This window comes from Paenibacillus sp. FSL M7-1046 (assembly GCF_038007405.1).
In the GTDB taxonomy this organism is placed as follows: Bacteria; Bacillota; Bacilli; order Paenibacillales; family Paenibacillaceae; genus Paenibacillus_AQ.
On record NZ_JBBOXB010000001.1, the window covers coordinates 3253145 to 3277994 of the forward strand.

Genomic DNA, 24850 nt, shown 5'->3' on the forward strand with positions numbered 1-24850 from the left:
GAATTGTTCACAAAATGGGTACGATTACAGCGTGTCTGGCATATTGACAACTCCTTCTTGGGTGATCATAATAAGTATTACATTATAATAATTTTAATTAAGGATTGACGCTTAACCGTCCATCTCAAGGAGGATATAGTCATGTACAAATCCATTATCGTTGGTACCGGACCGGCCGGACTGACTGCTGCTATCTATTTGGCCCGCGCCAACCTGAGTCCGCTGGTGATTGAAGGTCCGCAACCGGGTGGTCAGCTTACCACTACAACGGAAATTGAGAATTTCCCCGGATTCCCTGAAGGTATTATGGGTCCTGAACTCATGGACAATATGCGTAAGCAGGCTGAGCGTTTCGGAGCAAAGTTTATTACAGGCTGGGTGAACAGCGTAGAGCTGGGAGATCGTCCGTTCAAGCTGAACGTTGAAGGTATGGGAACATTGACTACAGATACACTGATCCTATCGACAGGTGCTACGGCAAAATACCTCGGCATTCCCGGTGAGCAGGACAACATCGGACGCGGTGTCAGCACTTGTGCGACTTGTGACGGATTTTTCTTCCGCGGCAAAGAGATCGTCGTTGTCGGCGGCGGTGATTCCGCCCTTGAGGAAGCTGGCTTCCTGACCCGCTTTGCTTCGAAAGTTACCCTTGTGCACCGCCGTGAAGAGCTGCGCGCTTCCAAAATTATGCAGGATCGTGTCCGCGATAATGCCAAGGTGACCTGGGGGCTGAACCGTACTCCACTGGAAGTGACTTCCGGCGAAAAAGGCGTGAACGGTCTGAAGGTTCTTAATAATGAAACCGGCGAAGAGGAATTCATTGAAGCCAGCGGTGTATTTGTAGCTGTCGGCCATCATCCGAATACTTCCTTCCTGGGTGGTCAAATTACAACGGATGCAAACGGGTATATCGTGACCAATCCGGGCACCTCCGAAACCAATATTCCCGGCGTATTTGCTTGCGGCGACGTTCAGGATACCCGTTACAGACAAGCCATTACGGCAGCGGGCAGTGGTTGCATGGCAGCTATGGATGCTGAGAAATACATCGAAAGCCTGGAGCACAGTGCGGTTATTTTGTAACCCTCTATTTGGAATAAAAGGCACTCCGGTGCTACAATAGATACTACCCTGATCTATACTGTTTATATAAAATTAAGGAGGAAATCAACTATGGAAAATGTCATTGTATACACTTCAACCAATTGCCCGCATTGCCGTCAGGTGAAGAGCTTCCTGAGCGAGAAGGGTGTATCCTACGAGGAACGCAACATCGAGCAGAATGATGATTACGCGCAGCAGGTTTGGGATATGGGTATGAGAGCTGTACCTGTAACCGTCATCGGCGATTTCAAAATCGTAGGCATGAACAAAACGCAATTCGACAAGGCTTTGGCAACTGTATAATATAGCCTTGCTCTTGAATAAGAGGATACCGGCCGCTTCCGAGATGGGGGCGGTCTTTGCGTTACCGGGCTTGTATCCGTCCGAATCGTTCAATGTACATATGGATCTCTAACCGATGAAAGGATGCTGCGAACCTTGTTAATGAATTTAAAGGACTACAAGGATTATGGTGATGTAAAACGTTTGCTGGCCGAGTGCATGTGGGCTGCCGATGAGGAGCTTGATGAGAAAGTCGAGCAGGTGCTTGCGGGATATATTGCAAATGATTGTACAGAATTACTGGGCTGCTATGAGAATGGACGGTTGGCAGGGATCATCGGATTCATGCGGCATTCCAGGAAAGCGGCGGAGATCAGGCATCTTGCAGTTCAGGAGCAGTGGCGCGGGAAAGGGATCGGCAGAAAGATGGTAGAGGAACTCCGCAGAACTGCTGAATATGACACGATAACCGCGGAGACAGACCATGACGCCGTTGGGTTCTACAGGAATAACGGATTTGCAGTTAAGAGTCTGGGGGAGAAATATCCCGGAGTCGAGCGTTTCATCTGCAGTCTTTCTCTAAATGACGCAGAACGCAGCTGAGGCAGTCCGGGGAGCAGGTTTCCGTACAAAAAATAGTCTGCTTTGTGATGCCGGCTAGTTTTTGTACGGCAGGAGCAAAGGGTTCGAAGCTCTCGCTTAAGCTTGGGTAAAGGACATGATTACTTGAAAAATAGCGTATACAACAACACCGCTGATAATAAGCATGAATCCCGATTTCTTCCTCGATTGGAACAGACGCAGTACACCGAGACTGACTAAAGGAGCAATGATGAGCAGCAGCAGCAGCACAGTGATGAACATCTGCGCTGAAAGATCAGACGTATCAACATAGGTCATAGACTCACTCTCGCTTTCAGAAAAAGGGGTGATGGTGACATATGTCACACAGTTATGACCTAATTATAAAGGATTGCCCTGCTTATTGCTGCACTTTGGGCTGCTTCAAATGCGGCAAATTTACGTCAATTTGTCTACAGGGTTACCCTGATATTGCCGAGAAAATGCATCACGGCCGAAAAGCCCGCACCGATCATGGTACCGCGGCTGCCCAGCTTGGAAAAAGTGATCTCCAGCTGCTGCTTATGGTAGGGCAGTGTACGCTTAGCCACTACGCTGCGCAGCGGTTCGCCCAGCCAAGGCTCAGCCTCGGACAGGGCTCCTCCGATAACAATCAGCTCCGGATTGAAGCTGTTGATCAGATTCGTGACGCCAATGCCCAGATATTCGCCCATGGTTGAGAAGTGGCGCAGCGTATCCTCCTGCCCGTCCAGCGCATGGCGGACCAGTTCTGTGGTAGTGCGGGCAGGCAATGACAAGTTTGAGTTGTCATAGGTCTTCTCGGAGGCATACAGCTCCCAGCATCCCCGGCTTCCGCAGCTGCAGGGTTTGCCTTCCGCTTCAATGGTCATATGCCCGGTTTCTCCGGCATATCCGCGGGCGCCCTTGTACAACTCTCCCCCGACGATGATTCCCGATCCGATCCCTGAACCGGCACTGATATACAGCAGGTGGCGAACGCCCCGGGCCGCTCCGAAATTAAGCTCTCCCTGTGCACCCGCATTAGCTTCATTGTCTATCGTGACAGGAACAGCGAAAGTATCCTCCAGAATGGAACGTAAATCCACCATCTCCCAGCCAAGGTTGGGGGCGAACAGCACCACGCCGTTCTCATCGACCATCCCCGGCACACCTACTCCGATTCCTACGATACCGTAAGGCGACGCGGGGGATTTGGTGATCAGTTCTGCAATGATCGCCTTCATCTGATTCACAACATAAGGGAAATCATGGGCATCCAGCCGGCAATCCCGCTCGTGAAGCACGCCGCCGTCCAGATCGCAGAGTACTGCCGTGAGCTGCTTTACACGCAGCTCGATGCCGATGACGCTTCCCGCCATTTTGTTAAAATGCAGCATGAGCGGTTTGCGTCCGCCGCTGGATTCCCCGGGGCCGGCTTCAGTCACAAGCTCCTGTCCGCAAAGCTCGGCGACAAGGTTGGACACGGTTGCTTTATTAAGGCCGGTCATCTCGGAGACTTTGGCCCGGGAGACCGGAGAATGCGTGCGGATCGTATGTAAAATAATCGACTTATTGATTTTTTTGACCAGCGCCTGGTCACCGGTAACTTTCACGAAGTACACTTCCTTTTTTGACAACGTTCTCATTAGAGTAGTATGCCACTTAGTCTAGAGTGATGTGCGGAAAAATGCAACAGGAGGTGACGGAAGAAAGCGCGGGAAAGAGAACTGATCTTTCAATATATCAGAGGGAATTCAGGCTTTTTCACATGCTGTTCTGAGGCTTGCCAGCATTGTGTTCAAACGAATGGTAACGCATAGGCGATGCTGTCAAAGGGTACTTTATGGTCATGTTAAACGATAGAGCGGGCAGGGGACGGGTCTTTGGCCCTGCTCGCGGAGGACAAGAAATAGACAAATAAAAAGTTGTTTAAAACTTTGTTTAACCAATATACAAAGTTCTGAAGATGTGTTAAGATGATGCTGTAAACGCTTGCGGGCGAAGCAAAATATCGAGGAGGATTTTACAAATGGCTTATTTTGAAACAGTGAGCAAGATCTCTTACGAGGGAAGCCGTTCCACCAACCCATTCGCATTCAAATTCTACAATCCTAAAGAAATCGTAGCCGGCAAAACCATGGAAGAGCACCTGAAGTTTGCAATGGCATATTGGCATACATTAACTGCTGGCGGTTCCGATCCGTTCGGCGCAGAAACTGCAATCCGCAGCTGGAATCACCTGAGTGGCCTGGATAAGGCTAAAGCCCGCGCAGAAGCGGCTTTTGAATTCATGGAGAAGATGGACCTGCCTTACTACTGCTTCCATGATGTGGACATCGCTCCTGAAGGCGCATCTTTGCGTGAGTTCTATAGCAACATTGATACCATCGTAGATATCCTTGAACAAGGCATGAAGACTTCCGGCAAGAAATTGCTGTGGAACACAGCCAACATGTTCACTAACCCGCGTTATATGCACGGTGCAGGCTCCACTCCTAATGCTGATGTCTTCGCACATGCGGCTGCACAAGTGAAGAAGGGTCTGGAAGTTGGTAAACGTCTGGGCGCACAAAACTATGTATTCTGGGGTGGCCGTGAAGGCTACGAAGAATTGCTTAACACAGATATGGGTCTTGAGCAGGATAACATTGCACGTCTGTTCAGCCTGGCTGTAGATTACGCTAAGGAAATCGGCTTCGACGGTCAATTCCTGATCGAGCCTAAACCAAAAGAGCCTACCAAACATCAATATGACTTCGATGCAGCAACAACAATTGCGTTCCTGCAGAAATATAACCTCGACAAGCACTTCAAGCTGAACCTTGAAGCTAACCATGCAACACTTGCCGGTCATACTTTTGAGCATGAACTGCGTGTAGCACGCACTAACGGCATGCTTGGATCGCTTGACGCAAACCAAGGCGATACATTGCTGGGCTGGGATACCGATGAATTCCCGGTTAACATTTACGATGCAACTCTTACGCTTTATGAAGTACTCAAGAATGACGGACTTGGCAAAGGCGGAATCAACTTTGACTCCAAAGTACGCCGTCCTTCCTTCGAAGCTGAGGATCTGTTCCTGGCGCACATCGCCGGTATGGACACTTATGCCAAAGGCCTTAAAGTTGCCGCTAAATTGCTTGAAGACCGCGTATTTGAAGACTTCATCGCGAAACGTTACAGCAGCTTTAATGAAGGCGTAGGAGCAGATATCGTTTCCGGCAAAGCAACACTGGCTTCGCTTGCCGAATACGCGCTGAACAACGAAAATCCGCGCCGCAATGAGTCCGGACGTCAAGAACTGCTCAGAGCTACTTTGAACCAATACATCCTGGCTGAGTAGGATTAGGGCTTGAGCTTACGGCTCAGACTTTAGTTCAGCCGATATTAACGCAACGGGGGTTGCTGAAGAGAGCATTCTTCGGCAGCCCCTTTTCTTGTAAATGGTGTTTCTTCATTAACTTTTAGGAGGATCAATATGAAATATGTAATCGGTGTAGACCTGGGAACCAGTGCGGTAAAGACTGTATTGGTTGATCCGCAGGGAAAGGTGGCCTTCGAGCATTCCGAAGCCTACCCGCTTAGCAGACCCCAGCCGAACTGGAGTGAACAGAATCCCGAGGACTGGGTGAAAGGAACGCTGGTTAGCCTCCGCCGTCTGATCGAGGTGTCTGGTGTAGATCCTTCGCAAGTGGACGGCATCAGCTTTTCGGGGCAAATGCATGGTCTGGTGCTGGTGGACAGCGAAGGTAATGTGCTGCGTCCGGCAATACTCTGGAATGACACCCGCACTACGGCACAGTGCCGTACAATCGAGAAGAAACTGGGAACAAAGCTGATCAGCATTGCCAGAAACCGCGCCTTGGAAGGGTTCACTCTGCCCAAAATCCTGTGGGTTCAGGAGAATGAGCCAGAGGTGCTGGCGCAAGCGCACCAGTTCCTTCTGCCGAAGGATTACGTGCGTTTCCGTCTAACCGGTGATTATGCTATGGATTATTCCGACGCGGCAGGTACATTGCTGCTGGACGTAGGTGCGAAGCAGTGGAGTGCGGAAATTGCCGAAGCTTTCTCACTGCCGGTCTCGCTGTGCCCTAGACTGGTAGAGTCCTTCGAACTGACGGGAACGCTGCTGCCTGAGATTGCTGAAGCCTCCGGCCTTCTGACATCCACTAAGGTATTTGCCGGCGGTGCGGATAACGCCTGCGGCGCGCTCGGCGCTGGTATTCTGGGTGAAGGCCGGACAATGTGCAGCATCGGCACTTCCGGTGTGGTCCTCTCCTACGAGAGCAACAAGGATCTTAATCTGGAAGGTAAGGTCCATTTCTTTAATCACGGGGAGAAGGATGCCTACTATATTATGGGCGTTACTCTTGCTGCGGGCCATAGTCTTACCTGGTTCAAAGAAACCTTTGCAGCGGAGAAGAGCTTTGACGAATTGCTTCAAGGTGTAAACGATGTGCCGGCCGGAAGCGGCGGGCTGTTGTTCACACCGTACATTGTTGGTGAACGCACGCCGCATCCGGACGCAAATATCCGCGGCAGCTTCATCGGCATGGATTCCGGCCATACCTTGTCCCACTTCACCCGTTCGGTCTTGGAAGGAATTACGTTCTCCCTGCGCGAGTCGATTGAGATTGTGCGTGAATCGGGTAAGGAAATTACAGAGATTGTGGCGATCGGCGGCGGTGCGAAGAATGAGGCTTGGCTGCAAATGCAGGCTGATATTTTCAATGCGTCGATTATCAAGCTGGAGAGTGAACAGGGCCCGGCTATGGGTGCGGCAATGCTGGCTGCCTACGGCAGCGGCTGGTTCCCTTCCCTTGGTGCATGTGCAGAAGCTTTCATCCGTCCTGCAGAAGTTTTTAAGCCGAATGCCGGGCAAGTGGCGGTCTATGATGGGTTATTCAGTATTTACCAGGACGTATACGGCCAGACCCGTGAATTGAATGATAAGCTGGCTGCATACCGGAAATAACTGGGCTTGCAAGAATGGGGCTGACGATCTGCCCGCGATACCCGTTAGGGCAGCGCTTGAGCTGTCCTTGCGGAATTACGCTTCTTAGGGGCTGAAGACTAATGATAAAAGTGCTGATTGTAGATGACGAGCCCAAGCTGAGGGAAGGGATGCGTACACTGATCTCTTGGGAAGAGCTGGGTTACACCGTAGTGGCGACGGCGGCAAACGGATTCGAGGCGCTTGATAAGTTCCATAGCTTTGCTCCCAAGCTGATTGTCGCAGATATTCGCATGCCGGGAATGGACGGTCTGGAGCTGATTAATGAGCTGCGCAAAGAAAACGCTAACTGCCATGTGATTATTCTTAGCGGTCATGCTGACTTCGAATATGCCAAACGGGCGATCTCCTATCATATTGACGGATATTTGCTGAAGCCGGTCGACGAAGAGGAATTGATCTCCTATCTTCATGATCTGCGTGTCACGATAAGTCAGGAGGAGCAATTGAGCCAGCTTCAGACAGATTTCCCGGTACGAAGCAATGAAGTGCTGCTGCGCGAGCTGCTTCAGCCGCGCGAGAATGGTTTTGACACGGCAGAATCAGCAGCCGGGCTGGGGCTTACGGGGTGGAGCTGTGAAATTGTACTGCTGGAGCTGAAACGGGCGCAGAAAGGCGAAGACGGAAGTGAAGATCGTGTGCGCAGCTTGCTGGAGCAGCATTGGCCGGCAGAGGAAGCATTGTTCTTCACCTTGCCTCCATATATGGGAATCCTGTTGAAGGAACCGCTCAAGGACGAGGATGCCCGCACAGCATTGTGGAATGACCTCAATAGAGTTATTTCCAAAGAGGGATTGGATTTTCATGCCGCTTCCGGAGGCGGAGTTGCCGATCCGGAGCTGGCAAGCCAGTCTTTTTCCGCAGCCCGCGAGCTGCTGGAGTCAGCTTTTTTCGGACGCAGAGAGATTCTTCTGAGCGGACAGCCAGATGAATGGCTGGTTCGGATCGATGAGACTGAGGACATTGAGGAATCGGAACGCGATGAAGAGATGGAACTGCTGCTTGCGATTGAAACCGGGAGTAATGAAGCCATTAAGGCACTGGTCGGGCAGATCATCCGCAAACTTGTTGCTATAAAACGCAATGAGACGTATATCAAAGATAATCTGATCCGGATCATGAGCAGTACGATTGCCCGCCTGGAGGCAGCTACCCCAGACATCCGTTTCTTTATTGCGGGCAATCCTTCTCCCACGGGGGAAGTATACAGCAGTTATTATCTGAGCGATATCGAGAATATGGCCGGGAACTACCTGGAGCAAATTTCGAAGCAGATGAACAGTGGCGGAAAGGGCGATGAGATTAAACGGATCACCGATTTGATCCAGCGCCGCTACAATGAGAACTTGAAGCTGGGGATGCTTGCGCAAATATTTAATTATAATAGCGCCTATCTGGGCAAAATGTTCAAGAACCAGATGGGCGAACATTTTAATACCTATCTGGACAAGGTGAGAATTGAGAAAGCGAAGCAATTTCTGACACAGGGCATGAAAGTGTATGAAGTTGCTGAAAGAGTCGGGTATATGAATTCCGATTATTTTAACGCCAAATTCCGCAAATACGTCGGGGTATCCCCAACCGCCTACCGCAAGGATAATTAATCTTGGCCAGCGCACTTGCCGAACGATTAACGTGAGCATTATGATAGACAGGCTGTTCCCTATCTGCGGCAGATGAGGGAGCGGCCTGTTTGCCATGATTCGGGTGAACAGATTAGGGGAGGAGGGAACGTTATGAAAAATCTGGTGCGGATGATCAATAACATGAAGCTGAAATATAAGTTCATTCTGTTCTACATTGTAGTCGTTATGATTCCTGTACTGATTATAGGCATTGCCCTAACCGGGTATTTTCGCGGGGCTGCCTTGGACAGAGCCATTGATCAGGCAACCAATAATTTGGAGAAAATCAAAAGTCAAATGTCGAGCAAGCTTCGTGTGCCTACAGATATTTCGAATCTGCTTTATTTTGACAAGGATTTCAAGACTCTCGTCACAACGAAATATCCCGATATTTTGGAGCTGACGAAGGCTTATATAAACTTTACAGATTTCAAGGATTATATATTGCAGTATCGCGAACTCTCCAACATCCGTTTCTTTATTGATAACCAGACGCTGGTTGATAATATGTCCATCGCACCCCTGACTCCGGAGATTGAATCCAGATCATGGTATCAGAAGGTTGTCGGGACCAAAGGAATACACTGGCTGTACATCCCTGATAAAGAGGAATATAAAACCAGTGAAAAGGGAACGATTAATAAGTTAAGTCTCATCCGGCAGGTGCCTTATTCAGAGTACAAAAAACCCGGTGTATTAATGGTGCAGGTAAACCCCGATGAGCTGAACGGAATGCTGTACCAGGAGCCCTTTGAAACGATAATCATAGATGAGCAGGGGTACATTACTGCCGCCAAGAACCGGGAGCTCGTAGGGACTACGCTGGATGCTTTTGATATCGATATAGACTTGAGTACGAAAACTAAAGGCGTGTTTAGAACCATGGTGAAAGGCGAAGATTCCTATGTTATTGTCGATGAGATGACGCCTTCGTTTAGCATCAGTCAACTGAAGGTGATTACCGTATTTGAGCGAAACAGCATTCTTAGCAATGCGAATAAAGTGAGTGTTCTGGGGCTGCTGATCATCGTCGGAGTGCTGCTTGTTGCGCTGGTGCTTGTCTATACCATTTCTTTATTGACGACCAACCGCCTGCTCCGGCTCAGCCGCCAACTGAATCAGGTGGCCTTAGGCAATCTGAACGTAGTCTCCCATATCGACGGGACGGACGAAATCGGACAGCTGTCACGGCAGTTTAACTATATGGTGGGAAGCATAAACCGGCTGATTGCCCAAGTTATGGAGAGCAATGAGAAGAATAATAAACTGGAAATCGCCCAGAGAGAAATTAAATTGAAAATGATGGCCAGTCAGATTCACCCGCATTTCCTGTTCAATGCCCTGGAGTCCATCCGGATGAATGCCCATCTTAAGGGAGAAAAGGAGATCGCCAATATCGTCAGACTTCTCGGAAAGCTTATGCGCAAAAATCTGGAGGTAGGCAGAGAACGTGCGCCGATGAAGGAAGAGATTGAAATGATCCGCTCCTATCTGGAGATTCAGAAATTCCGGTATGAGGACAGGCTGATGTTTGATATAGATTTTGACGCCCAAGCCTCCGATATCCTGATTCCGCCGCTGATCATCCAGCCGCTGGTGGAGAATTCCGTTGTCCACGGACTGGAGAATAAAGAAGGAACGGTTAACGTGCGGGTGAGTGTCGTTTTGTCTGATGGTGAAATACAAGTGCTTGTGGCAGACGACGGTGCAGGGATGACAGAGAAGCGGCTGTCTGAAATTATAACCATAATTTCGCAAGCCGAGGAAGAGCAGCGAAGCCGGATCGGTCTGCGCAATGTGCATCAGAGACTAGTTCTGTATTACGGGGAAGAGCGTGGCCTGATCATCACAAGCGAAGAAGGAAAGGGCACAACAATATCCTTTTCCATCCCGCGTGATAGCGATTTCAGACAGTAGGTTGTTGAATGTCTAATTTACACAGGATTTTACGTGAAATCTGTCGGGTATTCGCTTACATTTGGGTGCGGTATGATATGAATATAAAAACGAAGGGGGAATAATGGACGTGAAAGCGCTCACTGAAAACGGTGTTACAGCAAATGAAAGCGTAACCCCCCACCCACCTAAGAAGCGGAAAAACGGATTTTGGAGTAGCGTACTGCAGCAAAAGTACTTGTATCTGATGTCTCTTCCTTTCGTGATCTGGGTATTCATTTTCAGCTATGTGCCCTTATGGGGATGGTTGATGGCATTTCAGAAATATAAACCGGCCAAGTCGTTTGGGGATCAGAAGTGGGTTGGATTGGATAACTTCAAAGAACTCTTCCACGATGAACGCTTCTACCTTGTGCTAAGAAACACACTTGCAATGAGTGGTCTAGGATTGGTGTTTGGTTTCGTTGTTCCGATCTTGTTCGCCGTACTGCTCAATGAGCTGCGGGGAAACGTCTTTAAAAGAACGGTCCAGACCGTATCTTACCTGCCTCACTTTGTATCCTGGGTTGTTGTAGGCGGGATTGTCTACAAGACACTCGCGATCGACGGAGGGATCGTGAACGATTTGCTGATCTGGCTTAATGTCATTGATGAGCCGATCCAGTTCATGGCTAAAGGTAAATATTTCTGGGGAATTTTAACTGCAGCCGATATATGGAAAGAAACTGGCTGGAATGCAATCATCTATTTGGCAGCGATTACAGGGATCGATAAAGAGCTGTATGAAGCGGCAAAAGTGGACGGGGCCGGAAGAATCAAGCAAATGTTCAATATTACATTGCCGGGTATCCGCACGACAATCACGGTTCTCCTGATTATGTCCATTGGACACCTTGTCGGTATCGGCTTTGAGAAACAGTTCCAGCTGCAGAACAACCTTGTTACCGATTATTCGGAAGTACTGGATTTGTATGCGCTTAAATATGGTATTCAAATAGGACGCTTCTCCTATGGTACCGCAATCAGTATGTTCACCTCAGTAGTCAGTGTGATCTTGCTGCTTGTCGCTAACGGTGTAATGAAGAAAATTACTAAAGAAAGCATCATGTAAGGAGGGGATCTTAAGTGAGCAGCAAAGCTTTTCAAATGTCAAAGTCTGAACGTGTATTCGACATCTTCTTGTACATCTTTCTAGGGTTGGTCATGATTGTGACTCTATATCCCTTCCTGAACGTGCTGGCGATTTCCTTCAATGAATCTACAGACACCGTTCGAGGCGGCATATATATTTTCCCGAGAGCCTGGACGCTTGAGAACTACGAACGGATCTTCAGTTATACAGGTCTGATTCAGGGTTTCAAAATCTCGATATTGCGGACCGTTTCCGGTACAATTCTCGGACTTGCAAGCTCAGCCATGCTGGCGTTTACGCTCAGCCGTCCGGATTTCCGGGCAAGAAAATTTGTTTCGGTATTCCTGGCACTGACAATGTACTTCTCCGGCGGTATGGTGCCTATGTACATTCTGATGAAAGATTTAAATCTGATCGGAACGTTCTGGATCTACATTTTGCCGGGTGCGGTTTCCGCGTTCAACGTATTCGTCATCCGTTCCTTTATGGATGGTCTGCCATACGCCCTGCAAGAGTCCGCTAAGCTGGACGGAGCCAATGACTTCCTGATTTTCTACAAAATCATCTTGCCGCTCTGTAAGCCGGTGCTTGCAACAATCGCACTCTTCCTGTCGGTAGGACAATGGAATGAATGGTTCACAACCTATCTGTATAATGGTAACAAGCCGCATCTAACGACACTCCAGTATGAACTGATGAAGGTTCTGTCGAGTACGAACCAGGGCAGCGGCATGGCAAATGCCAACGATTTGGCCCAGCAAATGGCGCAAATTTCACCAGAGTCCATCAAGATGGCTATCACCATTGTAGTAACGGTACCTATTCTTGTAGTGTATCCTTTCCTGCAGAAGTATTTCGTAAATGGTATGACACTGGGAGCTGTAAAAGCCTAATCCCTGCTAGACAGGGCTAGGATAAGAGGGACGTATTTCTGGCAGGAAAATTGCCAAGCAGAATTACGTCCTGGCTTATCCGTTAAATGAAAGCGCTGGATTGGATTTATTATTATATCGCATTTGCAAGCGCTAACAATGGTATATACAGGTTTAACCTGATATGCATAGATGAACTAATACAAATTATCAAGGGGGATACACAAATGAAAAGCAAGAGCATTAAGACTGCTTTTACGCTCATGCTCATGAGCTCTATGCTGATCGCAGGCTGTGGCGGCGGCAACAACAACAAAAATGTTATCAACACTCCTGCCGACAATGGGGCAAAAAACACCGGCAACAATGCTGCTGACGATACTGCTATGGATACAAGCCCTTTTACTATCTCATTCTTTGGTGGGGATGCCAGTCCAAACTGGAACAAAATGCAGGATGATGTGGGTAAAGTAATTACTGAGAAAACTGGTGTAACGATTAATGCAGAGTTCGATGTAGGCAGCGGCGGCGGCGATCAAAAAATCCCTATGATGGCTGCCAGCGAAGATGTTCCTGATTTGATCTTCGCCAAAGGAAATCTTAGTATCCTGGTGGATGCCGGTCTGGTTATTGATCTGACCGACCTAATTGATAAATATGCTCCGAACCTGAAAAAAGTATATGGCGATAACATGAACCGTTTGAAATACAGCCTGGATGACCAGAGTATCTATCAAATTCCTACAAACATGGGCGTCGGCCAGCAATCCTTCGACGCAACAGGAGGATTTGAAATTCAACACCGCGTACTGAAGGAATTGGGCTATCCTGAAGTGAAGACCTTGGCCGACTATGAAAAAGTGCTGAAGGATTATGTGGCGCTGCATCCGGAAACCGATGGACAGCCTACGATTCCGCTTACGCTGAATGCCGATGACTGGAAGATCATGATCACGGTTACAAACCCTGCCTTCACTACAACAGGTGCACCGGATGATGGTGAATATTATGTCGATCCGAAAACTTACGAAGCAAAACTTCACTACAAACGCCCTGAAGAAAAAGAATATTTCCGTTGGTTGAACGGCATGTACGCTCAAGGTCTGCTTGATAAAGATGCCTTCGTACAAAAAGACGACCAATATAAAGCCAAAGTGGCCAGCGGCCGTGTGCTTGGTCTGATCTCCCAGGAATGGGAATATTCCGATGGTGAAAATGCTCTGAAAGCAGCCGGTAAAGATGAGTACACTTATGCTCACTTCCCTGTAACCCTGTCTGAAGAGTATAAAGATCATTCATTCATGTCAACAGGTATCGACGGCTATGGTCTTGCGATTACAACTGCAGCTAAAGATCCTGTCCGGATCATCAAATGGCTGGACTGGATGTCTTCCGATGAAGGCCAGGTTTTGAGAAGCTGGGGGGTTGAAGGCAAGCATTACACTGTAAATGCAGATGGCAAGCGTGAAGTTCCAGCTGAAATTTCAAACAGAAAAGCCAATGATGCCGCTAACTTTGCTAAAGAAACTGGTATCGGGCAATATCTGATCTTCGGTGCACGTTATGGCGATGGTGTGAAGGATTCTACTGACAACTATTACACTGCAACCTTCCCGGAAGAAATCGTAGCTGCTTACTCCGAAGCTGAGAAGGAATCGCTCAAAGGCTACAACGCTACAACATGGAAAGATCTGTTCCCTAAAGAAGATGAATTCCCAGTCAAAGATACCGGCGCTTTGTACAACATGCCTGTTCCAACTGACGGTCAATACCAAGTAATCTTTAATAAGACTCGAGATATCGTGCGCAAACGTATTCCAGAAGCGATCCTGTCTAAACCGGCTGACTTCGATAAAGTATACGATGCATTCCTTGTTGAACTGGACAAAGCCGGTGCTCAGGATATGGAAAAAGAGTTTACAGAACTCGTGAAAAAGAGAGTATCCCTGTGGACTGGAAAAGATTTGTAAGCAGCAATTCTCCTTGTTAAACAAAACTAATGCAACAGCAAGGACCCGACATTTGTCAGGGTCTTTTGCTGTATTTGAACTCTTAGGGAGGCGGGAAAATGAACAAAGAGATTCAGGAGTATCCTTGGAAATTAATATACAAACAGCCTGCGGCAATCTGGGAAGAAGCGCTGCCGCTTGGCAACGGACACATGGGTGCTATGGTATTCGGCGGTACAGCGAGGGAACAAATTCAGCTGAATGAGGACACGTTATGGTCCGGCTTTCCCCGGGATACCAACAATTATGAAGCGCTCCGATATTTGAAAAGAGTGCGCGGTCTGGTGACGGAAGGCCGTTATGCGGAAGCTGAAGAAACCATTAACGCCCGCATGCTAGGCGTAAATACGCAGGCCTATCTGCCGCTGGGAGATCTTTACCTGGAGCATGACGGTGCGGAGAATTTCAGCCACTATCAGCGTGAGCTGGATCTGGACAGCGGGATTGCCAAAGTATCCTATCACACGAAGACTGGGGAATTTACCCGCGAAGCCTGGATTAGTGCACCTGACGGCGTTTGTGTCATTCAGGCCAAGAGCAGTGTTAAGGGGGGCCTTCGGCTTGCACTCTCTTTGGACAGCCTGCTAAAGCACTCCGTAGAGCTAAAAGGAGAAAACGGGCTTGTCCTTAGGGGTAGCTGTCCTACACACATTGCGGATAATTATCATAAGGATCATCCGGGTGCCATTCTGTATGAGGATGGGCTGGGTCTAACGTTTGAGCTTCACCTGCAGGTAATTCTCACAGGAGGAAGCGTAGAGTACACAGATGGCAAACTTGTTATATCAGGGGCGGATAGTGTGCAGCTATTGCTTGCTGCTGGCACCGATTATGAAGAGCTGAGAAGCAGAGCGGCGCATCTCAAGACGCGCAGCACCGCAAGGAATGGAAACATTCTCAGCCCGGCAGAGAGCTGCGAAGCAAGACTGGCGGCAGCAGCTGCCAAGTCCTATGAAGAGCTGCGGGATCGTCATACAGAGGATCACAAACGAATCTTCCGCCGGGTCGACATGGATCTGGGCGGGCGGGAGAGAGACGGATTACCCACTGATGAGAGGCTCATGAAGTATAAGGCGGGACAGGAAGACCCTGCACTTGAAGCGCTGCTGTTTCAATATGGCCGCTATCTGCTGATGGGAAGCTCCCGTACCGGTACGCAGGCCGCTAATTTACAGGGGATTTGGAACCACCATTTGACACCGCCATGGAATAGCAATTATACAACCAATATCAATACCCAAATGAATTATTGGCTGGCCGAGGTTGGCAATTTAAGCGAACTCCATGAACCTCTGATCGATATGATCCGGGAGGTCAGTGAAACGGGAGCCCGGACGGCGGCAGTTCATTACGGAGCCCGTGGCTGGGTAGCCCACCATAATGTTGATCTGTGGCGCAGTTCTTCTCCTTCAGGCGGAGATGCCAGCTGGGCATTCTGGCCGATGGGCGGCGTGTGGCTGTGCCGCCATTTGTGGGAGCATTACAGCTTTAATCCTGACGCTGCTTATCTGGCAGAGACTGCTTACCCGCTCATGAAAGGTGCAGCATTGTTCTGCCTTGACTGGCTGGTGGAAGGTCCGGACCGTCTTCTGGTAACGAATCCGTCCACTTCGCCGGAAAACCGGTTTATGACGAAAGATGGCCAGCCGTGCAGTGTCTCAATGGGCTCCGCGATGGATATGAGCTTAATCCGCGAACTGTTTGAGCATTGCCTCCATGCTGTGCGGATTCTGGGCGTGGATTCCGAGTTTGAGCAGCAGCTGGAAGAGGCGCTCTCCCGGCTGTCTCCGCTCAAGATCAGCAATGACGGACGCCTGCAGGAGTGGAACGAGGATTTCGCCGAATCGGAACCGGGGCATCGTCATGTATCGCATTTGTATGGACTATATCCGGGAGAGTTCATCAATGGGCGGGATACTCCAGAGTTATTGGAGGCAAGCCGTTTATCACTGCAGAAAAGGATCACCTCGGGAGGCGGACACACCGGCTGGAGCTGCGCTTGGCTGATTAACCTTTATGCACGGTTGAAGGATGGGGAGGCCGCTTACGGCTTTGTCCGCACGCTTCTGTCCCGCTCGGCTTATCCTAACCTGTTTGATGCCCATCCGCCTTTTCAGATTGACGGGAATTTCGGCGCGGCTGCCGGCATCGCAGAAATGCTGCTGCAGAGTCATCTGGGTGAAATCAGCTTGCTTCCCGCACTGCCGGACGCTTGGAAGAACGGCAGCGTCAAAGGACTTAAGGCCCGGGGCGGCTATGAGCTGGATATCGAATGGCAGAACCATAAACTGGTTTCTGCAGTCATTGCTGCCAGCCGGGATGGAATTTGCCGCTTGAATTATCAGCAGCAGGAACTTAAGGTACAGCGTTCTGACGGCACCCTATTGCCGGCAGGGAATGCCCTGGAAATGAAAGCGGGAGAAGTGTACCTGGTAACGGTTTGACGATCCATGACCCAATGATGCATAATAATAAATTGAATCGAAGAGACACTGCCCCCTGGCAGAGATTATCTGCGGGGGCAGTTTTTTGCGTGCATCTATATAAGATGAACTTGAAAATCTAATGTTCAACTTATATAGGAGCTTTCACTCCAAAAAAGCCTTATCCTCCGGGTGTGTCGGGCCGATAATAGTGAATATGAAGCTTTTTGGCGGAATAAATTAAGCTAACGTGGGGATTAAGGTTGTGCGGAGTAAATGTTCAGCATCTACTATAAAAGTATAAACCAATAAGTGGGCTATTACTTACAGCAGGGGGCACAGAAGCGATATGGGAAAGAAGAAACAACTGCCGTTGATGAAGGCTATTCTTGGAGGAATGCTGGTTTTTGCTGCGTTGCCGCCTGGTCTCTATTGGAGCTGGGGGCAGGCTTATGCTGCCGCTGATTCAGCATCGCTGTGCTCGGTAACTGAAATGACGCAGAAGCTGACCGCTGCGATGAATAACCGCAGAGAGACCATAACCTTTGCTTATCAGGGGAAGACGTCCAAGTTGAAGGCCCAGGTACAAAGTGCGATAGATCAGGCGATGGGCAGCGACCCTTATCTATACTACACCATTGACAGTTACGCATTTTCCTACCGGGGGAGCAGCAGCTCGGCTAATGTGACGGTACAGGTGGAATACCGCGAGACGCTGCAGCAGACAGCTTTTGTAAATAAACAGGTAAAAGAGATCTTGAAGCAGATCATACTGCCGGGAATGAATAATCACCAGAAGATAAAGGCTATTCATGATTGGGTCGTGCTGCATCTGAAGTATGATAACTCCTACAGCAAATACACCGCATATGAAGGACTTCAGAGCGGCAGTGCGGTATGCCAGGGGTATTCGCTCCTGACGTATAAACTATTGCTGGGCGCGGGGATACCCAATAAAATCGTTGAAGGAACGGCGAAGGCGGAAGGAAGAGCTGCCCAGTCGCATGCCTGGAATCTGGTGCAGCTGGAAGGGCGCTGGTACCACCTGGATACCACCTGGGATGATCCGACGCCAAATAAGGAAGGCGCTCTCAGCACGGCTTACTATATGAGAACCGATGCTCAGATGCGCCTTGACCACAAGTGGACCAAGTCATACCCTGCTTCATCTGTCGGCTATGCTCAAACGTTGTCTGAACTGATCAGCCGCGGGGGCCCAAACGTGGCTGTATATCAGGAGCTTGAGCGGAAGCTTGACTACAGTCTGTATCAGGAGGATTTGATTGTCAGCTCCGGCTCAGAGCTAATGCTGCTTGCCAAACAGGCCATTGCCTCCGGCCAGGCGTCCTTGTTGTTCCGCTACGACGGCAGCGAGAAATCGCTGAAGGCTGATCTTCAGGAGCTGTATGCGCTTGAAATGGACCATCTTTCGTACAACAGCTCACCCTTCGACAACACGGGGGATCTGAAGGTATATGTGACTTGGGAATAATAATTACAGAAAAGGGATGCCTCTCGCCATTTGGCGAAAGAGGCATCCCTTTGTTGCGTGAATAGGCGGTAACAGGTAGAATCCGCATAAATCGAGGAAGGATTCTACTCTGCGTGTGTGCTGAGATCGCATTTGTCGAGAGGGATGAGGCTGCTCTTTCTGAACCAGCCATAGCCCAGCCAAATCAAGAGGAATAGTGGCAGGCTGATATAAGAGACCAGAATACCGTACCAGTCGATCGAATCGCCTGTGAAGGCGCCCATATTCTGTCCGAATACGGCAATCAGACATAACGCGAAGGCAAACAGCGGGCCGAACGGGAACCATCTGGCCCGGTAAGGCAGCTCATCGAGTGAATGTCCCTGCTTCACAAAGGCGCGGCGGAAGCGGTAGTGGCAGACGGCAATCCCCAGCCAGTTGATAAATCCGCACATCCCCGAGGCGTTGAGCAGCCAGTTGTACACAGCGCCGTCGCCGAAGAATGAGGCGAGGAAAGCCAGCATACCGACGGCGGTGGTTACGAGAAGGGCACCTACAGGCACGCCGCGGCGGTTCAGCTTGCCGAGGGCGCGCGGAGCCATGCCATCCTTGGCCATAGCGTACAGGACGCGGGTGGAGGCGTACATCCCGGAGTTTCCGGCAGACAACACGGAGCTCAAGATGACAGCGTTCATGACGGAAGCGGCAATGGCCAGCCCTGCTTTATTGAAGACGATAGTGAAGGGGCTGACACCGATATCATCAATGCCGCCACGCAGCAGATCGGGATTCGTGTAAGGAATCAGCAGGCCGATCACGAGAATGGCGAAGATGTAGAAAATCAGAATGCGCCAGAATACCTGACGGATGGCGAGTGGAACATTGCGGCGCGGATTCTCGCTCTCTCCCGCGGCAACACCGACCAGCTCCGTGCCCTGGAAGGAGAATCCAGCGGCCATAAACACACCGACAAAGGCGAAGAAGCCGCCGTGGAACGAGCTGCCTCCGAGCTGGAAGTTGCTGAAGCCTACGGCTTCACCGCCCATGATGCCGAAGATCATGAGTACACCGACCCCCAGGAAGACAATGACCGTGATGATCTTGATAATCGCAAACCAATATTCTGATTCGCCGTAGCCCCGCGAAGAAAGGAAGTTCAGGCCGAACATCAGCAGCAGGAACAGGAGACTCCAGAGCATCGAGGAACTCTCGGGGAACCAGTATTTAATGATGACGGTTGCTGCAGACAGCTCGGCGGCAATCGTAACCGCCCAGTTATACCAGAAGTTCCAGCCAATGGCGAAGCCGAAGGCGGGGCTGACGAACCGGGTGCCGTAGGTGCTGAAAGAACCGGAATCCGGCAGATAGGTGGCCAGCTCTCCAAGGCTGGTCATCAGGAAATAAACCATAATACCAACCGCTGTATAGGCCAGAAGCGCTCCGCCCGGGCCGGATGAGGCGATGGCACCGCCGCTGGCCAGGAACAGACCTGTACCGATTGAGCCGCCTAAGGCGATCATTGTTAAATGCCTTGCCTTGAATGTTTTGCGCAGCGCCGTGGGGGCAGTGGAGCTGCCGTGACCCGCAGTCTGCTGCTTATCTCGCTTAGCTTGCATGAATAGGACACTCCTTCAGATGATCATGTTTCTGTTCATGAATAGGGAGTGCTGAGTCGCCGCCTTCCCTTTATAAGGAAGGGGCATCCTGAAAGCGCAAAAAAAACCGCAGACGGATTCTGCGGTTTCCTGTATTACAGCTCCGCATCATACTCCCTGTTAAGATAGCGCAACACAGTGGCGGCCCGCGGTTTCTGACCGGCGGTGCACTGTGACAGTTCCGTGCCTTTCGGCGACGGCCCCAGTCTTGCAGCTGACAAGAGCGGCTGCAGAGACTTCGGCGGATATTCCTTTCGGCGGCGTTTCACAGACGGCTCTTTAACGTCTCCACGCGCGTACTCTTAATATTCGCGACCTCTACCTCATCTTAGGTATGATGAGGCTATCTTTATACTATGAACACAACAGGAATTAGTATAATGCAACTTGGCATCGCAAGCAATGACAAATATAGGGATGTTGGCGTCAGTTGCGGCGGCGCTCCGACATCTGCTGCCAGACGGTTCCGGCAGCTTCTTCACCGGAGGAGATGCGTTCCAGCGCCATTCTGGCCTGGAGGCCCACCTCGAACTCCGGATCGTCCGCTGCTGCCTTCAGTGCCTCTTCGGCTTCAGCTGTGCCGACCTCGTAGAGGAAACGTGCAGCCCGCCAGCGGACAAGCTTGCTGGCATCTGTCAGCGACGCCGTCATCACCGGCGTCGCTGCCGGATCGCCGATGTCGGAGAGCGTATCGCCGGCCGTGCGCCGCACCGCCGGGGCGCTGTCTCTCATCGCCTCGTACAGCAGCTCCATCGCCTCGGGCGTGCGAAGGTCGCCCAGGTACACGACCGCAAGCCTGCGGAGCTGCAGCTTGGGGTCGTGCAGCGCCGTGCGCAGCTCCGGCAGGAGCTCTGCCGTAGGCAGAAGGTCCTCCAGCGCGGCGTAGCGCACGCGCCAATCCTCATGCTTCAGGTCTCGCAGCAGCTCGGCCTGATCCTTCTTCTGCCGCTGCTCGACGAACTCGCCGGCGGTCCCGTGCGCGATGGCCTGCTGCACGAGCGAGTCGAGGCGTTCCTGCGGATACGCCGCTTCCAGCTCCTGCTCCACCTCGCGCGCAATGTCGGCCGGCTCGCCGTAACGCACGCCGTAATCGGTGAGCTTGCGCTCCTTGATCATCACGGCGCTGGCCACATCCGTTACCGCCTGCGTGAAACGGGCGGCAAGGGCAATGCGCTCCTCACTCGCGCCCGTCTTGACGCGGATCTGAATCGGGATGCCGCGGAACATCTGCACGAATACCTGTGATTCTCCGAAATGGGCACCTGCATTCTCATCGGCGAGGTCGAAATCCGCGCTTAGGCCGTCAGCGCCGAAACGGTTCTGCACCTCGCGGAGGATCGCCGCCCAATCGGCGCTGCCTTTGCGTTCAAGCGCGGCGAAATCGGCAGCATGATAAATGCTGGTGACGCCTGGAATGCTCAGCATATCCCGTGCCCAGGAGGGCGCGGTGCGCTGGCTTTCCGGTGTATAGGTCCGGCGTATTCCGGGCTCCAGGCTTTCATCCAGATGAAGCTTCATCGTATTTGGACTTGGAGTCGGTTCAATAAATGTGATCTTCATACGTTAGGCTTCCCCCTTGAACGGCATTCGTGCCGTGTTCTTTACCCGCATTTTACATCATTTCATGCCTCAAATCCAAAGGGGTTACCGGGGCAGCCGCTTAAGTCCAGGCGGAAGTGGGTAAAATTTGTACTAAATGTAGGGTGCGTCTGGCCGGACACGCAGAGGTTTATCGCTGCTTTCAAGTTGACTGCAGCCTTCCTTTGCCTTTGGAATTTTGCAAATGACTATGCGGAATCATATAGTAAAGCTATTGAGCTTGCCCTGTAGTTCTTCCGGCAAGCCTTTTAAGGAGAGGTGCTGGAATGGCTAAAATCCGATACAATAACGTCGATAATGTCAGTACAGACAAAACGCTTAAGGAATTCCGCCAGTGGCGCGAGGAGCGCCGCCGCAAGAAGAAGGATTATACCTATAAAGTGCCAAACCATCCGCCGCAGGTATCTTATCTGGCCGGGAACCGGCTGGAGACCACGATTACCTGGATCGGGCACTCGACTTTTTTTCTGCAATATGAAGGGATGAACATTATTACCGACCCGATATGGGCGCGGCGGCTCGGCTTTGAGAAACGGATCGGCCAGCCGGGCATCCCGCTGGGTGAGGTTCCGCCGGTTGATCTGATTCTGATCTCCCACTCTCACTACGACCACCTCCATATTGCCTCCATCCGCAAATTATACCGGGCAGGTACAACGCTCGTAGTACCTGTGGGCCTGAAGCGGAAGATGCTGCGCAAAGGTTTCGCCAACTGCCTGGAAATGCAGTGGTGGGAGGAGCTCACGCTGGGGGCGGTTAAGCTTACATTCGTACCGACCCAGCACTGGACCCGGCGGACGCCGTTCGATACGAATTCGTCCCATTGGGGCGGCTATGTGCTGGAGCCTGCCGACCCCGGCAAACACCCGAAAGGGGAGGGGGACGGAGCAAAGCCGAAGCTTCCGCCGAATCTATATTTTGCCGGGGACAGCGGCTTCTTTCCGGGCTTTAAGGAGATAGGCAGCCGGTTTAAGCTCCATGTCGCCCTGATGCCGATCGGGGCCTACGAGCCGGAGTGGTTTATGAATTCACAGCATGTGAATCCCGAAGAGGCGGTTCAGGCCTTTATAGATGTAGGTGCAGAATTGATGATCCCGATGCATTTCGGCACCTTCCGGCTGGCTGACGATACGGCGCGGGAAGCGCTGGACCGGATGGAGCTGGCCCGCGAGGCTCAAGGAATCCGTGCAGAGCGTATCCGCACATTGGGTTACGGTGAAACATTGGTGGTGCATCCCGAAGAGCGTGATTCCCGCCAATAGCCCGGCCGGGCAAGCGGCGAGCGCGGATTTTCCCGCAATTCGGCCTATTTGATGTTGGACGCTATACGGATCTCTGTATTTTGCCCGGAAACGGCCAGTTTGCTCTAAAAAGACGGCAAAGCAGTTCCTTCTTGGGCCTCTTTTGCTTGATTTTATGCTATAATGAGCCGAAACCCTAAGTGAAAAGGATGGTAATGCTTAATGATTAGCACAAGCGGCGTAACACTCCGCTACGGAAAACGCGCACTATTTGAGGATGTAAACATAAAATTCACACCCGGCAACTGCTACGGTTTGATCGGAGCGAACGGAGCCGGCAAATCGACATTCCTGAAAATTTTGTCCGGTGAAATTGAAGCAAATATCGGGGACGTGCATATCACCCCCGGTGAACGACTGGCGATACTGAAGCAGAACCATTTCGAGTACGATGAATTTTTGGTGCTGGAAACGGTAATTATGGGGCATACCCGTCTTTATGAGATCATGAAGGAGAAGGATGCGCTGTACGCCAAAAGTGATTTCACAGAGGCTGACGGACTGCGCGCCGGTGAGCTTGAAGGCGAATTTGCCGAGCTGAACGGCTGGGATGCCGAGCCGGATGCGGCCGCCATGCTGATCGGACTTGGTATTATGCGTGAAATGCATGACAAGAAAATGGCCGAACTCAGCGGCAACGAAAAGGTACGGGTGCTGCTTGCGCAAGCCCTGTTCGGACGTCCGAACAACCTGCTGCTCGATGAGCCTACCAACCATTTGGATCTTGAATCCATCGGCTGGCTGGAGAACTTCCTTATGGACTACGAAGGCACCGTTATCGTCGTATCCCATGACCGTCACTTCCTGAACAAGGTATGTACACATATTGCGGACATCGACTTTGGCAAAATTCAAATGTATGTCGGCAACTACGACTTCTGGTATGAGTCCAGCCAATTGGCCCAGGCCCTGCAGCGCGACTCGAACAAGAAGAAGGAAGACAAGATGAAGGAGCTGCAGGCATTTATCCAGCGTTTCTCGGCCAATGCCTCCAAGTCCAAACAAGCGACTTCGCGTAAGAAGCAGCTGGAGAAAATTACTTTGGACGACATCCGTCCCTCCAACCGGAAATATCCGTTCCTCAACTTCAAGCCGGAACGTGAAGCAGGCAAGCAGCTGCTTACCATCAGCGGGCTGAGCAAATCCGTTGAAGGCGAGAAGCTGCTCGATGAAATCAGCTTTGTGGTGAACAAAGGGGATAAGATCGCTTTTGTAGGTCCATATTCACAGCCTAAATCACTGCTGTTTGATGTCATCATGGGTGAGAAGGAAGCGGATGCCGGTGAATATGCATGGGGAGTAACAACAACCCAGGCCTATTTCCCGAAAGACAACTCCAGCTATTTCGACGGGGTAAACATGAACCTGGTAGAATGGCTGCGCCAATATTCCAAGGATCAGGATGAAACCTTCCTCCGCGGATTCCTCGGCCGGATGCTGTTTGCCGGTGAAGAAGCGCTGAAGAAAGCAAGCGTCCTGTCCGGAGGCGAGAAGGTCCGCTGTATGCTGGCCAAAATGATGCTGAACGGTGCGAATGTGCTAGTGTTTGATGAGCCTACCAACCACTTGGATCTGGAGTCTATCACGGCGCTGAATAACGGGCTGATTGATTTCGACGGAACCATTTTGTTCACTTCGCATGACCATCAGTTCATCCAGACGATTGCCAACCGCATCATCGAGATTACCCCTACCGGAGTTATCGACCGCTCGATGAGCTATGATGAATATCTGGAGAACCCGGAAATCAAGGAAATGCGCCAGCGCATGTATCCTGTGGAAGCTTAAGAGATAACTGAAAGAATGAACAGTAAATCGTTCATAGCAAAACGGCTGCGTTACCCCTTATGAGGGATAACGCAGCCGTTTATGTTCAAATACA

Annotated in this window: 18 protein-coding genes and 1 riboswitch; of the genes, 14 read left to right on the top strand and 4 right to left on the bottom strand. The window is 50.8% G+C overall.

The window, feature by feature from the left end; genetic code table 11:
* Nucleotides 1–141 precede the first annotated feature (141 nt).
* The 3 genes from trxB (at nt 142) to NYE29_RS14300 (ending at nt 1989) form a co-directional block, all read left to right on the top strand.
* Nucleotides 142–1083 carry a thioredoxin-disulfide reductase gene (trxB, locus tag NYE29_RS14290; RefSeq protein ID WP_340896473.1) on the top strand — a complete coding sequence of 314 codons (942 nt, stop codon included), beginning with the start codon at nt 142–144 and terminating at the stop codon, nt 1081–1083.
* Nucleotides 1084–1173: 90 nt separating this feature from the next.
* Nucleotides 1174–1407, top strand: a complete 234-nt coding sequence (locus NYE29_RS14295; protein ID WP_038596638.1) for a glutaredoxin family protein — start codon at nt 1174–1176, stop codon at nt 1405–1407.
* A gap of 141 nt (nt 1408–1548) precedes the next feature.
* Nucleotides 1549–1989, top strand: a complete 441-nt coding sequence (locus NYE29_RS14300; RefSeq protein WP_340899716.1) for a GNAT family N-acetyltransferase — start codon at nt 1549–1551, stop codon at nt 1987–1989.
* 96 nt (nt 1990–2085) lie between these two features.
* On the opposite strand, the gene NYE29_RS14305 is transcribed toward NYE29_RS14300, so the two are convergent.
* The gene (locus tag NYE29_RS14305) at nt 2086–2286 is read right to left on the bottom strand and encodes a hypothetical protein (protein WP_038596633.1); all 201 of its coding nucleotides are present in this window, start codon (nt 2284–2286) and stop codon (nt 2086–2088) included.
* Nucleotides 2287–2420: 134 nt separating this feature from the next.
* Complete coding sequence (locus NYE29_RS14310; protein WP_340896475.1) at nt 2421–3581, bottom strand: ROK family transcriptional regulator; 1161 nt, start codon at nt 3579–3581, stop codon at nt 2421–2423.
* Nucleotides 3582–3997: 416 nt separating this feature from the next.
* Here NYE29_RS14310 and xylA point away from each other — a divergent pair, with 416 nt between their 5' ends.
* From xylA to NYE29_RS14355, 9 genes are all read left to right on the top strand, one after another.
* Nucleotides 3998–5314, top strand: coding sequence for a xylose isomerase (gene xylA / locus NYE29_RS14315; protein ID WP_038596629.1), 1317 nt, complete (start codon nt 3998–4000; stop codon nt 5312–5314).
* Between the two features lie 135 nt (nt 5315–5449).
* Entirely contained in the window at nt 5450–6946 is a 1497-nt protein-coding gene (xylB, locus tag NYE29_RS14320) for a xylulokinase (RefSeq protein ID WP_076113316.1), read from the top strand.
* Between the two features lie 101 nt (nt 6947–7047).
* Entirely contained in the window at nt 7048–8589 is a 1542-nt protein-coding gene (locus NYE29_RS14325) for a response regulator transcription factor (protein WP_340896476.1), read from the top strand.
* Between the two features lie 132 nt (nt 8590–8721).
* Nucleotides 8722–10527: a sensor histidine kinase gene (locus NYE29_RS14330; RefSeq protein ID WP_340896477.1), complete on the top strand. Its 1806-nt coding sequence runs from the start codon at nt 8722–8724 to the stop codon at nt 10525–10527.
* A 103-nt stretch (nt 10528–10630) separates the two neighbouring features.
* A complete protein-coding gene (locus tag NYE29_RS14335; RefSeq protein ID WP_144024445.1) occupies nt 10631–11617 on the top strand; it encodes an ABC transporter permease in 987 nt (328 codons plus the stop codon).
* A 14-nt stretch (nt 11618–11631) separates the two neighbouring features.
* Nucleotides 11632–12531 (top strand): carbohydrate ABC transporter permease, encoded by a 900-nt coding sequence (locus NYE29_RS14340; protein WP_179091837.1) that lies wholly within the window; start codon nt 11632–11634, stop codon nt 12529–12531.
* A gap of 206 nt (nt 12532–12737) precedes the next feature.
* Nucleotides 12738–14480, top strand: coding sequence for an ABC transporter substrate-binding protein (locus NYE29_RS14345; protein ID WP_340896479.1), 1743 nt, complete (start codon nt 12738–12740; stop codon nt 14478–14480).
* Nucleotides 14481–14578: 98 nt separating this feature from the next.
* A complete protein-coding gene (locus NYE29_RS14350) occupies nt 14579–16963 on the top strand; it encodes a glycoside hydrolase family 95 protein (protein ID WP_340896480.1) in 2385 nt (794 codons plus the stop codon).
* 328 nt (nt 16964–17291) lie between these two features.
* Nucleotides 17292–18434: a transglutaminase domain-containing protein gene (locus tag NYE29_RS14355; RefSeq protein WP_340896482.1), complete on the top strand. Its 1143-nt coding sequence runs from the start codon at nt 17292–17294 to the stop codon at nt 18432–18434.
* Nucleotides 18435–18538: 104 nt separating this feature from the next.
* Here NYE29_RS14355 and NYE29_RS14360 read toward each other — a convergent pair whose 3' ends face one another.
* Together NYE29_RS14360 and NYE29_RS14365 are read right to left on the bottom strand one after the other, a co-directional pair.
* On the bottom strand, nt 18539–20029 hold the full coding sequence (locus NYE29_RS14360; protein ID WP_076113322.1) for an amino acid permease: 1491 nt from the start codon (nt 20027–20029) through the stop codon (nt 18539–18541).
* Between the two features lie 157 nt (nt 20030–20186).
* A riboswitch (Lysine riboswitch) is annotated at nt 20187–20397 on the bottom strand.
* A gap of 97 nt (nt 20398–20494) precedes the next feature.
* Nucleotides 20495–21628: a virulence factor gene (locus tag NYE29_RS14365; protein WP_340896483.1), complete on the bottom strand. Its 1134-nt coding sequence runs from the start codon at nt 21626–21628 to the stop codon at nt 20495–20497.
* Between the two features lie 305 nt (nt 21629–21933).
* Here NYE29_RS14365 and NYE29_RS14370 point away from each other — a divergent pair, with 305 nt between their 5' ends.
* A complete protein-coding gene (locus NYE29_RS14370) occupies nt 21934–22929 on the top strand; it encodes an MBL fold metallo-hydrolase (RefSeq protein WP_076113324.1) in 996 nt (331 codons plus the stop codon).
* A gap of 201 nt (nt 22930–23130) precedes the next feature.
* Nucleotides 23131–24756 (top strand): ABC-F family ATP-binding cassette domain-containing protein, encoded by a 1626-nt coding sequence (locus tag NYE29_RS14375; RefSeq protein ID WP_038596609.1) that lies wholly within the window; start codon nt 23131–23133, stop codon nt 24754–24756.
* The last annotated feature ends 94 nt before the right edge of the window (nt 24757–24850 follow it).

What these genes read in the sequence shown, in the direction of transcription:
- NYE29_RS14325 (WP_340896476.1), top strand. Translation starts at nt 7,048, where the DNA reads ATGATAAAAGTGCTGATTGTAGATGACGAGCCCAAGCTGAGGGAAGGG.
- xylA (WP_038596629.1), top strand. Translation starts at nt 3,998, where the DNA reads ATGGCTTATTTTGAAACAGTGAGCAAGATCTCTTACGAGGGAAGCCGT.
- NYE29_RS14365 (WP_340896483.1), bottom strand. Translation starts at nt 21,628, where the DNA reads ATGAAGATCACATTTATTGAACCGACTCCAAGTCCAAATACGATGAAG.
- NYE29_RS14350 (WP_340896480.1), top strand. Translation starts at nt 14,579, where the DNA reads ATGAACAAAGAGATTCAGGAGTATCCTTGGAAATTAATATACAAACAG.
- NYE29_RS14330 (WP_340896477.1), top strand. Translation starts at nt 8,722, where the DNA reads ATGAAAAATCTGGTGCGGATGATCAATAACATGAAGCTGAAATATAAG.
- xylB (WP_076113316.1), top strand. Translation starts at nt 5,450, where the DNA reads ATGAAATATGTAATCGGTGTAGACCTGGGAACCAGTGCGGTAAAGACT.
- NYE29_RS14295 (WP_038596638.1), top strand. Translation starts at nt 1,174, where the DNA reads ATGGAAAATGTCATTGTATACACTTCAACCAATTGCCCGCATTGCCGT.
- NYE29_RS14305 (WP_038596633.1), bottom strand. Translation starts at nt 2,286, where the DNA reads ATGACCTATGTTGATACGTCTGATCTTTCAGCGCAGATGTTCATCACT.
- NYE29_RS14300 (WP_340899716.1), top strand. Translation starts at nt 1,549, where the DNA reads ATGAATTTAAAGGACTACAAGGATTATGGTGATGTAAAACGTTTGCTG.
- trxB (WP_340896473.1), top strand. Translation starts at nt 142, where the DNA reads ATGTACAAATCCATTATCGTTGGTACCGGACCGGCCGGACTGACTGCT.
- NYE29_RS14355 (WP_340896482.1), top strand. Translation starts at nt 17,292, where the DNA reads ATGGGAAAGAAGAAACAACTGCCGTTGATGAAGGCTATTCTTGGAGGA.
- NYE29_RS14360 (WP_076113322.1), bottom strand. Translation starts at nt 20,029, where the DNA reads ATGCAAGCTAAGCGAGATAAGCAGCAGACTGCGGGTCACGGCAGCTCC.
- NYE29_RS14335 (WP_144024445.1), top strand. Translation starts at nt 10,631, where the DNA reads ATGGACGTGAAAGCGCTCACTGAAAACGGTGTTACAGCAAATGAAAGC.
- NYE29_RS14370 (WP_076113324.1), top strand. Translation starts at nt 21,934, where the DNA reads ATGGCTAAAATCCGATACAATAACGTCGATAATGTCAGTACAGACAAA.
- NYE29_RS14375 (WP_038596609.1), top strand. Translation starts at nt 23,131, where the DNA reads ATGATTAGCACAAGCGGCGTAACACTCCGCTACGGAAAACGCGCACTA.
- NYE29_RS14345 (WP_340896479.1), top strand. Translation starts at nt 12,738, where the DNA reads ATGAAAAGCAAGAGCATTAAGACTGCTTTTACGCTCATGCTCATGAGC.